The organism is Flavitalea flava (assembly GCF_054461575.1).
The window spans coordinates 75,699-88,537 of sequence record NZ_JBTLQH010000007.1; the positions used below are offsets into that span (position 1 = coordinate 75,699).

The following is a 12,839-nucleotide window of genomic DNA, read 5'->3' on the forward strand; positions in this document are numbered from 1 at the left end:
TTTAATTCCTGGAAGGGAAAATTCCCTGGAGGGCGATCACATAATTAACAGCGAGAAAAGGCTGTATAATAGGGACCGGCAGATTGTTTCCCGTCAACCCGGTTACTCCGGCTACAGTACCTCCGCCGATATTCAAGGGCGTATTGGGAGCAGCGGTGCTATACCCGGCAACAGGATTGGCATTGCCGATGTCATAAATTGACGCAAGGCTGTTACCTGAAGCAGGTGTATTGTTCGCGGCCTGAGTATTGGATACCGACACAATGACGGTAAGTGCCACGGTATGATTATGCGCAGGCAATTGATTGATCTGGAGGTTGACACTCTCTGATCCTGCGACTTCTCCTAAAACATAAGGTGTTAATCCGGTGCCGTTTCCTGCGCCTACCGGTATTCTCCCCCGAAAATCAGGCAGGGCAAAGGTTGTCGTACCATTACCGCCGAAAGTAGTTCCCAGCAGGGCGAATAAAGCGGAATTCTGCGAAATGCTTAAAATTTGTCCGGCACAAAAAGCCCATCCGCTGGGTGCGAAATTGCAGGGCCATAACATGATCATGGATAAGAATGGTTGCATTGTTTTTGAATTTTATTGTTAAGGATTAATTAGCAGGGGCAATAAACAACCAGGACCTAATTGCTTAAGTCTGAATGATTATTTGTATTCCTTTGATATCCGGTAAGGGAACGCAAGGCGGTATCGGATGCAAAAATTGCACAGGCCAGATCATGGGAGCTAAGGCTGTTCAGCCGGGCAGAAAAATGGGTCGTTTGCTAAAAATCAATGCGGGATTTGAATAACCTAAACAGCTATCCTAAATGGGAAATCTTAAAGGCGGAGAAAAGGTAAGTAAAAATTTGAAAACAATATATAAATAAATAGTAATTTATTTTTTGTTTAGGGAAACCCGTATTTTTTTTGCGGAATTTTTCTTACCCTGCGTATATATACCTACAGAAAATTCCACCGCCAAAATTCAGTTGTATCGGGTCGGGCTACCCGGGTGTCGGTCTCCAACGGAATGACCGTTCATCGATGGCCCGCATGGTGCATAGAATGCCGTTCAAATGATCGTATTCATGCTGAATCAATTCTGACAGGTCGTCTTGCATGGTCCATTGGTGCGCCTGCCAATGTTCATCCAGGTAGTTTACGGTTACAGAACGGTGACGTTTTAATTTTACAAGCAGGTTTGGAAAACTCATACAATCGTCCCATAGTTCAAACAGATCTTCGCTTAAGGCCGTAAGTGTTGGGTTAATAAAAAGGATCGGCCGGTCAATATTCATATAGATCAGCCTTTTCATAATGCCAAGCTGAGGCGCTGCAATAGCTCTTCCGAAATGATAAGTCGCACGGATCTCTTCCATGACGGCATGAAGATCGGCCGCCCACCCCTGAACCAAAGGTAATTCCTCCAGGGAGACCGGCTCACAAGGTTCATACAGGCGGGGATCACCGAGCAAAAGCAGATCTTTTAAGGATTTAGCCATATCTATTTTACCTGTTGCAGGTATTACATGTTGTAAGCTCCAAAATGCGCGGCTCCCATTAAGGCCATTTTATCATTCATGACGACATAGACCGGAACTTTCTCCGAAAGCTGATGCATTCTTCCATTATTGTCAAAATTTATTGCCCAGGTGTCCTGTTGCAGCAAGGAAAGGATTTTTGGCGGAATGCCCCCGGCCAGATAAAGTCCGCCGGTTGCCATGAGTTTGAGGACGAGGCTCGATGCTTCGGTGGCCAGGTAACGTACGAAGAGATCCATCACCTCGGAACAGACCGGGTCTTCGCGTTTCAAGGCGGCTTCGCTGATCACCGCTGCAGGGTCTTCCGTATTCATGCGGTTGATCAGCCAGTCAGGAACGGATTCTTTTCTGACTTCTGTGAGAAAGTGATATATGGTCTTGATGCCCATTCCGGATACGACCCGCTCCCAGCTTACATGACCAAATTGTTGTTGCAGATAACGATAAATGTCTACATCCGTCTCCGTTCTGGGCGCAAAATCGCTGTGTCCGCCTTCGGTCGCAAAAGGATGATAGAATTCCCCGTCCCAGAACAAACCCGCCTCTCCCAAACCTGTGCCGGGGGCTATAATGCCGATATTGCCCGTGGCTCCCGCTTCGCCCGGTGAAAGAACGATCCGTTCCTTTTCTTCCAGGCCGGCCAGTCCATATGCCGTAGCCTCAAGGTCATTTATAAAACATACGGGTACTTTCAGATCCCGGCTCATGGCTCCGGAATCCAATTGCCAGGACAGATTGGTTAGCCGGCTTTTTCCCTGGATCACCGGCCCGGCTACTGCTGCACAGATCCGGTCCGGCCTGTCTTGCGGCTCCTGCCCTGTAAAATCATGGATAATGTCCGTTAGTGAAGGATAATCCCGGGAAACATATCTCTTTTCTTTCAAGGTCTTCAGACCCTCTTCATCGCAGCGGTATAGGGCCATATTGGTCTTGGTGCCGCCAACATCACCTGCTAATATAGTTACGGCAGGGTTTTCCCGTCCGCCGTTTTGGGTTTTGTTTTGTCTGTTGCTGCTGAATGCAATGGGTACGATCGGTTGTTTAGCCATCCTGTTAATTTTGAAATGCCTTCTTTGAAAATCATTTTTTGAAAAGCCTTTCTTCAAAGTTACATGTTGCGACGATATTGACCGCCAACTTCATATAAGGCATGCGTTATTTCCCCCAGACTGCAGTATTTTACCGTATCCATCAATTCTTCGAATAAATTACCATTGGTAACTGCCACCTTTTTCAATTTTTGCAGCATGGCCGCAGTTTTTGTTTCATTCCTTTTCACGAAGGCCCGAAGGTTGTGGATCTGCTGATCCTTTTCTTCTGTGGTACTGCGGATCACTTCACCCGGCAGCATTGTTGGAGATCCTTTTTTATTCAGAAAGGTATTTACTCCCACGATCGGCAATTCGCCATTATGTTTAAGACTTTCATAATAAAGACTCTCTTCCTGTATCTTATTTCGTTGGTACATACGCTCCATAGCCCCTAATACGCCGCCCCTGTCATTTATCCTGTCAAATTCAGACATAACGGCCTCTTCCACAAGGTCCGTCATCTCTTCAATCGCAAAACTTCCCTGCATAAAATTTTCGGTTCTTGCACTGCCTAATTCCCGGTTGATGATCAATTGTATGGCCATCGCCCTGCGCACACTTTCTTCTGTCGGTGTCGTAATGGCTTCATCGTAGGCATTCGTGTGCAGGGAATTGCAATTATCATATATGGCATACAGCGCCTGCAAGGTCGTACGGATATCGTTAAAGTCGATCTCCTGAGCATGCAGACTGCGACCGCTGGTTTGAATATGGTATTTTAATTTTTGGGACCGGCTATTGCCTTTGTATTGATGTTTCATGGCTTTGGCCCAGATACGTCTGGCCACCCGCCCGATAACACTATACTCCGGATCCATGCCGTTACTGAAGAAAAAAGAAAGATTGGGGGCGAAATCATCTATGGCCATTCCCCGGCTCAGGTAATACTCCACATAGGTGAATCCGTTAGCCAGTGTGAAGGCCAGCTGCGTGATTGGATTGGCTCCTGCTTCAGCAATATGGTAACCGCTGATGGATACGCTGTAAAAATTGCGCACCTGCCGGCCGATAAAATAGGCCTGAACGTCACCCATCAGCCGGAGGGCAAATTCGGTACTGAAAATACAGGTATTCTGGGCCTGATCTTCTTTTAAAATATCCGCCTGTACGGTCCCCCTCACCTGCGACAAGGCCTCGGCTTTTAGTTTGCCATAAACTTCTTCCGATAATACTTCGTCTCCGCTAAGACCAAGTAACTGTAATCCCAGCCCATTATTCCCCTCTGGTAACCTTTCCGGGGAAGCTGGATTATAATAGACCGGCCGGCCGGCCTTTCTGAATTTTTCTTCGGTCGTTTTATTCACGACGGGCCAAAGGTCATTGGCCGTAATGTATTTTTCGCATTGCTGATCGATGGCGGCATTCATAAAAAAGGCCAGCAGGATCGGTGCGGGGCCATTGATCGTCATGCTGACAGAGGTCTTGGGATCGCAAAGATCAAAACCGCTGTAGAGCTTTTTGGCATCGTCTACCGTGGCAATGCTGACTCCCGAGTTACCGACTTTTCCATAAATATCAGGCCGGTGATCAGGGTCTTCTCCGTACAGCGTCACGGAATCAAAAGCTGTGCTCAGCCTTTTGGCCGGCTGATCCAAAGAAACATAATGAAAACGTTTGTTGGTCCTTTCCGGGCCGCCTTCCCCTGCAAACATGCGGGTAGGATCTTCTTCGGATCTTTTGAGCGGAAATGAACCTGCGGTAAAGGGATATTTACCGGGGAAATTTTCCTGCAGCCTCCACCGGAGGATATCTCCCCAGTCTTTGAAACGGGGAACGGAAATCCGCGGGATCCGGAGATGGGACAGGGATTCGGTAAATAAAGGCTGCTGAATTACTTTGCCCCGCACATCGTATTCAAAAAATTCCTTTTTGTAACCTGCTTTCGTATCCTCCCATTCGCCGATCAGTTTCTTACAAACAGGTAACAGTTGTTTTTCCAGTTTTTCCTTTTGTTCTTCCAGTTGTAGGAGGCCGGGAAACCCGGCAGGCAGATCCTTCAGGACACCGTCGAATTGAAATAGTTTTGAAGCTATACCGGCCTGTTCATCGGTCTGGCGGTTATATTCTTTAATGACTCCGCTGATCTCGGACAGGTATCTGATCCGGGATGAAGGAATGATCTGGGATTGGGTCGCCGTATCCTTCGTATGGGAATGCAGTTCCAATGCTCCAAAGCTGATCCCTGTCTTTTGGGCAATAACAACCACCAGCTTTTCAAATAATTCATTGATGCCGGCATCATTGAATTGCGCGGCGATCGTACCGACAATAGGGAGTTCCCCGTCCTGTGCATTCCAAAGACCGTGATTTCGTTTGTATTGTTTCCTTACATCGTGCAGGGCATCCAGGGCCCCGGCCTTATCAAATTTATTGAGTACGATCAGATCGGCATAATCCAGCATATTGATCTTTTCCAATTGAGAAGCAGCGCCATACTCAGGCGTCATCACATATAGACTTACCGCGGCATGATCGAGGATGGACGCGTCGCTTTGGCCCACTCCTGCGGATTCAAGGATAATGAGATCGTAACCTGCCTCTTTACAAATATCAATGGCATCCTGGACATGGGCGCTAAGAGCCCGGTCGCTTTCCCGGGTAGCCAGACTACGCATATAGGCTCTCGGATTGGAGATGGCGTTCATCCGGATCCGGTCTCCCAGCAAGGCCCCTCCTGTTTTTTTCTTGGAAGGATCTACCGAGATCACAGCAATCGTCTTATCCAGAAAATTGTTTAAATACCGCCTGACGATCTCGTCGGTAACGGACGATTTACCCGCACCGCCGGTACCAGTAATGCCCAGCACAGGGGTGGATAAGGACATCGGCATTGAACCCGCATCCCGTTTTGTTGCCGGTACAGTCGAGTTTTCTGCATTGGAAATCGACCTGGCTATTTTTCGGATATCTTTCCACTCCCCCAATTTCATGTCACCCTTAAAGTTGTCCGGATTTCCGTTTAGGGGAAAATCACAATTTTTCAGGACATCTTCGATCATCCCTTCGAGCCCCATTCTCCTGCCGTCGTCAGGGGAGTAAATGCGGGTTATGCCGTATTTATGCAATTCATTGATCTCCTGCGGCAGGATAGTGCCGCCTCCGCCTCCGAAAAGTTTGATATGACCACAGCCATTTTCATCCAGCAGGTCTTTCATGTATTTGAAAAATTCCAGGTGCCCACCCTGATAGGAAGTAATGGCGATTCCCTGCACATCTTCCTCAATGGCGCACTCGACAATTTCAAGAACGGAACGGTTATGGCCCAGGTGAATGATTTCTGCCCCCTTTGCCTGTAAAATCCGACGCATGATATTGATCGCAGCATCATGACCATCGAATAGTGCTGCGGCCGTAACAAGCCGCACTTTATGTACAGGGCTATAACTCATAGTGTAACTGTTTGGTAAAAACAGGTAAATTTAGCCTAAAAAACTAACAGTCATTAGTTTTTTACCCATTAAGTGCTCAATTTTTAATCACCCGGTCCTCATCCATTTACGGGAGACATATAGCCCGGCAGCCGGCATAGGGTTTTAAGAAAAAAATAAGGCAGAATTGATAAAAATTGCTAATTTGAGGCCCTTGAAGAAAATTGCAGCCATACTGCTCATTGGGATTTTATTCTTTAACTGGTACGGTTACAGGATATTAACCGATTACCTGCAAAACCGGTCAGACCGTCAGCTGGAAGCCCGCCTCGATGGAAACACCTATGACGAGTCCCAGTTATTTCTTATTAAAATACCTTCCACCCATCTTTCTTATTATAACAATTCAGCCCGGTTCGAACGGGTTGACGGGCAGATCGAGGTCAGCGGCGTTCAATATAAATATGTAAAGCGCCGGCTTTATAACGATTCCCTGGAATTGCTTTGTATCCCGAACCATTCGTCCATGCAATTGCTGACTGCCAGGAACACGTTCTTCCAATTAGTGAACGATCTTCAACAGCATAACGGGCAAGGGAAAAAATCCGATTCCGGACCCGGCAAAAATCTTTCTTCAGTGGATTATAATGTGGTGAACGACTTCTTTGTGATAAATTCTTTGAGCGTCACCACCTTACCGAAATATTTTCCTTATTCTTCCACACTCGCTTCTTCCTCCACTATTACGGCAGAACAGCCTCCTGATCTGATTTAACCCAACACGGTTCAGCCAACCGACCGGCCGATTTAAACGGTAAAGTCAGGAGACGTATTTTTAATAACATCCCCTGCATATGCCGGCAAAGGATCTCCCTTTCGTCAATAGGAGAGGGATTACAGGATGATGAGTAGCTTTTCTAAAATCAACGTATGTTTAAAGTTTGGGTTATCGCCTGCCTGATAGCGGGTTTAAGCGCCTGTAATACAAAGAAGGATTACGAACTTATTTTTAAGGACCCTATTTTATATTCTGCTACGGTCCATCAGTTGAATACCGTGGTGATGGGCAATAACTTCAGCCCGATCGTGGGATCCCGCAATTATCTTTATGCCAATGTTGCCGCATACGAAGTAATTGCAGGAGGTTATCCGGATCGGTATTATTCGCTTGCCGGACAATTGAGAGGGTTAAAAGCCGTCCCCAAGCCTGTTGCCGGTGAACCGGTCGATGTCGAATTCGCCTGCCTTCTTGCCTTTTGTAAACTTGGGGAAGCTGTCACCTTCCCGGCCGGCAGTATGAAGGATTATGTCGACAGCCTGAAGAAACTGGCAGAAGATCATGGAATGCCTTCCACTTTGTTTAAAAATTCTGTCGCCTATGCCGATACGGTTTCTTCCTCCATCATGGCCTGGAGCAAAAAGGATAATTATCTGCAAACGCGCGGAGCTCCGGAATATACCGTGCTTGATTCACCCGGTCGCTGGGTGCCCACGCCTCCTGCCTATACTTCGGCTATGGAGCCCCATTGGAATACGATACGAAGCGTAGTCATGGACAGCTCAGGCCAGTTTACGCCTCCTCCTCCTTTTGTATTTAATATAAAGGATAAGAACAGCGATTATTATAAAGAAGTGATCAATATAAAGAACGCCGTGGACAGCCTCACGGAAGAGCAGGCACATATAGCTGATTTCTGGGATGATAATCCCTTTAAACTGAATGTTTCCGGTCACCTGATGTTCGGCACCAAAAAATTCTCTCCTCCGGGACACTGGATGAGTATTGTTGGCATTGCCGCAAAAAAAGCCAATGCTGATTTCCCGACTACGGTATGTGCTTATGCAAAAACCACTATAGCCCTGTTCGATGCCTTTATTCAATGTTGGGATGCAAAATACAGGCATAACACCGTAAGACCGGAAACAGTGATCAATAAATATTTCGACCCCAACTGGAGGCCGCATTTGCAAACTCCTCCTTTTCCGGAGTATACCTGTGGTCATTCAACCGGTTCTGCTGCAGCGGCTGAAGCCTTGACGAGCGTGTTCGGTGACAACTTTGCTTACACGGATACAACGGAACTGGAATTCGGCATCAAAAACCGGTCTTTCAAATCTTTTAGGGAAGCGGCCCAGGAAAATAATTGGGCCCGTTTCTATGGAGGCATACACTTCCATCATTCCTGTCTCATTAGTACCGAATACGGTAGAAAGGTGGGAGAGCTGGTGGTTGAAAAACTAAAAATGAAAAAAGTTTAAAGCTTTCATGCTATGAATTTATACTGCGTATCAACCAAAATAGTTTAATCAAATTAAAATCAAAACTGATTATGAGAATTTTATCTTTATCCATACTGCTTATCCTGGTACTGAGCCACAGTGCCCATTCACAAGGCTGCGTGGCCGTTCGGCAAATGGGGGGAACGAACGCTATGTTCTCTTCCAGTTCTTATAACCTTGGGAAAGGGGATTTCCAGGTAGGCGTCAACTATCGTTATTTTCATTCCTGGCGGCATTTTGTTGGAACTGCCGAGCAGCCCCAGCGACAAATCACCGGAGGAGGGCACGGACCGGATGGTAAGGATCGCGGGAATGCCGTAAATATTTATTCTCATGCCGTGGATCTGAATCTGTCCTATGGTCTGACAAGCAGGATCCAGTTAAATCTGACCATTCCCTACGTCCATAATGAACGTTCCCAGGTTCTTAAAACTACGGCAAAAGACACTTTCCGGTACAGCGTTTTTGCCCAGGGCCTTGCAGATGTAAGGTTTGGAGCTAATTATTGGATTTTCGATCCTGCAAAAGCACATAAAGGGAATTTGATGATAGGAGTCGGTATCAAATTAAATACGGGAAGTTGTAAGGCGATGGACAATGCCCCACAAACAAATGGGACAACCAAAAAGGTAATCATGGATCAGGCCATTCAGCCCGGCGATGGAGGAATAGGCTTTTCCCTGGAAGTCCAGGCCTTCCGGCAGATCTATAAAAGTTTGTATGGTTTTGCGAACGGGTATTACCTCTTTAGTCCGAGGGAATCGAATGGTACGTTTAAGTCGGCGGCCAGTCCGGGATTGGAAGGATATAATGTCTACGGTTGCCCTGACCAGTATTTTGCCCGCGCAGGTGTTATGGCAGCTGTAGGGAAATCTCAAAACCTGACTTTCTCTCTTGCAGGACGGGTGGAAGGCATTCCGGCTTTTGACCTGATCGGAGGAAATGTGGACTATCGTCGTCCGGGCTATGTGGTGGCGATAGAATCAGGTATTTCTTACCGTACAGGAAAGCATTCTATGAATCTGTTCGTTCCGTATAATTTTATCAAGAACCGGATTCAAAGCGCTGCCGATAAAGCTGACCAGAATTTGCAAAACTCGGTGATCTCCGATCCTACAAAAAAAGTGCATGTGCAGGGCGATGCCGCCTTTGCGGATTATTCCATCAGTTTGGGATATTCATACAGGATCGAAAAGAAAAAGAAGAATAAAATGATTTTTAATAAATAGGGGTAATCTTATTAGAACTATGGCGTATATAAAACTAACTAATGAGCAACTGCCCGGGATCGTGGGATTGCTGGATTATAACCCGGCCACCGGACGCGTTTTGCGGGAACTGGCGGATGTCTTGCTGGTGGCGGATTCTACGCTGACCAAAGGGGAGAGGGAGTTGATTGCAGCCTCTGTCTCTTATTGGAATGACTGTCATTTTTGCCATACGTCCCATGCGGCAGCTGCCGTAGCGCATTTTGACGGTAATGTTACGCTGTTCGACGATATAAAGAGGGGGTTGCCTGAGACTCCGGTATCCGCCAAACTCCGGGCTTTGCTGGGAATTGCCCGGCACGTGCAGCAGGGAGGTAAAAAAGTAACGGCCGAAGATGTTGCCGCTGCCCGTAAGGAGGGGGCAACCGATAAGGAGATCCATGATGCCGTACTGATAGCCGCTGCGTTTTGTATGTATAACCGTTATGTGGACGGGCTGGGAACATGGGCTCCTGAAAACAATGAAGCATATATTGAAATGGGAAAGGATATCGCATCCAGAGGGTATGTGAAGGCCTGACCAAAAGAACGATTAATAACCAAATACTAACGTGAATGAACATTCTACTTTTTGCTAAACGCACACTTCCCGTTGTTACAGCGCTGTTGTTAGTACAGTCTCAGGCGCTCAGGGCACAGACGGATGAAGATGCGATCATGATGACCAAAAACAATTTTTGCGTAGGAGGAACTTACATGAACAGCAGCTGGAAAAATTACTGGGAGGGAACCTTCAAACGAAACAACCAGAACCTGGGTACAGTCTCTACACAGATGTTCGGTCTGATGGGGACCTATGGGGTAAGCCGAAAATTAAATATTTTGGTGAATGCTCCTTATGTGATGACCCATGCTACCTCAGGCACCCTGCATGGCATGCATGGTATCCAGGATCTTTCTCTCTGGATCAAATGGCTGGGGATTGAACAAAATCTGGGTAAAGGAACTCTTTCCGTGTATGCTTTAGGAGGAGGCTCCATTCCCCTGACTAATTATATCGCCGATTTCCTGCCCTTGTCCATCGGCCTTCAAAGTAAAACCCTTTCCGGTAGGTTAATGGTTGACTATCAGGTTGGCAATTTTTTTGTAACGGGTAACAGTACTTACATGTGGCGCAGTAATATCACTATTGACCGGACCTCCTATTATACCACGGAAGAACACCTGACCAACAAGGTGGATATGCCAAACCTGCTTTCCTTTAATTTCAGGACAGGTTATCGGAGCGAACGCTGGATCATCGAGGCCGTTTTGAACAATATGAAAACCCTGGGTGGATTCGATATCCGGAAAAATGATATGCCTTTTCCCAGCAATAAAATGAATGCCACTATGGTAGGAGCTCATTTCAAATATAACTTTAAGGTGGTGACGGGATTGTCTCTGACAGGCGGCGGAAATTATACAGTTGCAGGGAGGAATGTGGGACAGGCAACCGCTTTTGATATCGGAGCCTTTTATATTTTTGATTTTTCCCATAAGAAGAAGACCTCTACTCCATCATCTACTCCAAAAACTAATTGATATGCGACCGACAACAAATTCTTCACCGGTTTTTCGAATAAAGGATTTTCCTTCAATACGTTTTTCATTGTTCAACACATTAATTTTCTTATTAAGCATAGTTGCCGGACTTACTATTACTTCCTGCAATAAGAGTGTTTCGGACCGGACTGCCGATCTGCCTGCGTTGAATCCTGCGGATCAGGATTTGAATGCGGGTAGCTGGAAAACCATTTTGCTAAGCCGCCCGGACTCTTTCGCCGTTGCCGCGCCGGTAGCGACTACTTCGCCGCTTTATGTGGCAGATCTGAATGAGATCAAGGCATATCAGCAAAGTATGAACGGCGATCTGCAGGGCAAGATAAAATACTGGGGCGCCGGGGGAGTATTAAGGTGGAATGAAATCATGCGCGGGCTGGTTGCGAAATATAATTTACCCCCTTACCAGAATGCCGATGGGACCTATCCTATTCCCAACGCAGCCAATCCATTTGCGTATCCTTTATTTCCCTTTTCCAACCCTCCCTACGCCGGACGGGCTTATGCCTATGTCAGCGCGGCCCAGTATGATGCTATGGTTGCCTGCTGGTATTATAAGAATCTTTATAACAGGCCCGCTCCATCCAAAGTAGATTCCTCCATAAAAACATATCTTCCCAAAACCACGCTTTCTTCTTATCCTTCCGAAGGTGCTGTACTGGCTGGCGTAACTGCGGAAATGATGATCTTGTTTTTCCCGGGTGAAATAGCGAATATCCAGCAGAAATTGCAGGAACAAGAATTGGCTTTGATCGCATCCGGGGCCGCAACCCGCAGCGATATTAAGGCCGGGGAAGCGCTTGGAAGACAAGTTGCTGAACTGTTCATTGCTCGTGGAAGAGGGGATAATGCAGGAAAGGCCGTAGGCACGCCTGCTGTCTGGGCCAATTTTGTTACGGTAACACAGGCTAACAACCAGGTTCCCTGGTTCAGCCTGGAAACTCCTAAACGTCCGCCAATGCTGCCTTTGTTCGGGGCGGTAAAACCTTTCCTTTTCGATACTGCTGCTGTAACAGCTTTACGGCCGCCGCCACCGCCTTTGACAGGCAGCGATCAGATGAAGGCAGAGACGGAAGAAGTCCATGGTTTTGTAAAGAATGCCAGCCGGGAAAATTTGCGGATCGTCCAGTTCTGGGCGGATGGTGTTGGGACCTATACTCCCGCCGGTCATTGGGATGCCATTGCAGCAGATGATTTTATCACAAAAAATTTCAGCGAAGTGAGATGGGCCCGTAATATGGCATTGCTGAATATGTCCTTAATGGATGCCGGTATCGTTTGCTGGGCAACCAAATATTATTATTTCAACCCACGGCCTACACAAATGAATGAAAACATCAAGACCCTGACAGGGATTCCGAATTTCCCCGCTTATATTTCCGGCCATTCCACCTTCAGTGGGGCGGCGGCCGTGATCCTGGGGCATATCATTCCGGAGAGAGCCTCTGCATACGCCGCCATGGCGCAGGAAGCCTCTAACTCCAGGATGTTTGGTGGCATCCATTACCGGAGTGATTGTTCAATGGGGTTGCAGGTAGGAAAAAAAGTGGGTGATTACGCGATTTTACGAGCCGGAACAGACGGCGCTGATTGATATTGGTGAGCTTCAGCAGAACTTCGGCGTCGAACACTGTTCGACCCTTGGTTCGCAGGGTTCGTTTCACCCCCCTGGGGCTGAGCTCACGAACTGGGTAGAACCCAGTTAAAGTTTTTATTGGATCATAAGCAAAAAGTAGACGTTAAAACGCCGCGATTCTTCG

10 protein-coding genes are annotated in these 12,839 nt (G+C 47.1%); 6 read left to right on the forward strand and 4 right to left on the reverse strand.

Going from position 1 to position 12,839, the window contains the following annotated elements; genetic code table 11:
- Window position 1 precedes the first annotated feature (1 nt).
- The 4 genes from ACX0G9_RS09110 to ACX0G9_RS09125 form a co-directional block, all read right to left on the reverse strand.
- Window positions 2-574, reverse strand: coding sequence for a phage tail protein (locus ACX0G9_RS09110; protein ID WP_459064577.1), 573 nt, complete (start codon window positions 572-574; stop codon window positions 2-4).
- A gap of 419 nt (window positions 575-993) precedes the next feature.
- A complete protein-coding gene (locus tag ACX0G9_RS09115) occupies window positions 994-1,491 on the reverse strand; it encodes a peptide deformylase (protein ID WP_459064578.1) in 498 nt (165 codons plus the stop codon).
- Between the two features lie 23 nt (window positions 1,492-1,514).
- Entirely contained in the window at window positions 1,515-2,579 is a 1,065-nt protein-coding gene (gene glk, locus ACX0G9_RS09120; protein WP_459064579.1) for a glucokinase, read from the reverse strand.
- A 59-nt stretch (window positions 2,580-2,638) separates the two neighbouring features.
- Entirely contained in the window at window positions 2,639-6,010 is a 3,372-nt protein-coding gene (locus ACX0G9_RS09125; RefSeq protein WP_459064580.1) for a methylmalonyl-CoA mutase family protein, read from the reverse strand.
- Between the two features lie 193 nt (window positions 6,011-6,203).
- On the opposite strand from ACX0G9_RS09125, the gene ACX0G9_RS09130 reads away from it, so the two are divergent.
- The 6 genes from ACX0G9_RS09130 (at window position 6,204) to ACX0G9_RS09155 (ending at window position 12,673) form a co-directional block, all read left to right on the forward strand.
- On the forward strand, window positions 6,204-6,764 hold the full coding sequence (locus ACX0G9_RS09130; RefSeq protein ID WP_459064581.1) for a hypothetical protein: 561 nt from the start codon (window positions 6,204-6,206) through the stop codon (window positions 6,762-6,764).
- A gap of 155 nt (window positions 6,765-6,919) precedes the next feature.
- Complete coding sequence (locus ACX0G9_RS09135; RefSeq protein WP_459064582.1) at window positions 6,920-8,248, forward strand: vanadium-dependent haloperoxidase; 1,329 nt, start codon at window positions 6,920-6,922, stop codon at window positions 8,246-8,248.
- 71 nt (window positions 8,249-8,319) lie between these two features.
- The gene (locus ACX0G9_RS09140; RefSeq protein WP_459064583.1) at window positions 8,320-9,498 is read left to right on the forward strand and encodes a hypothetical protein; all 1,179 of its coding nucleotides are present in this window, start codon (window positions 8,320-8,322) and stop codon (window positions 9,496-9,498) included.
- Window positions 9,499-9,517: 19 nt separating this feature from the next.
- Complete coding sequence (locus ACX0G9_RS09145) at window positions 9,518-10,057, forward strand: carboxymuconolactone decarboxylase family protein (protein WP_459064584.1); 540 nt, start codon at window positions 9,518-9,520, stop codon at window positions 10,055-10,057.
- Between the two features lie 35 nt (window positions 10,058-10,092).
- Entirely contained in the window at window positions 10,093-11,061 is a 969-nt protein-coding gene (locus tag ACX0G9_RS09150; protein ID WP_459064585.1) for a hypothetical protein, read from the forward strand.
- A 1-nt stretch (window position 11,062) separates the two neighbouring features.
- Window positions 11,063-12,673 (forward strand): phosphatase PAP2 family protein, encoded by a 1,611-nt coding sequence (locus tag ACX0G9_RS09155; RefSeq protein WP_459064586.1) that lies wholly within the window; start codon window positions 11,063-11,065, stop codon window positions 12,671-12,673.
- Window positions 12,674-12,839 lie beyond the last annotated feature (166 nt).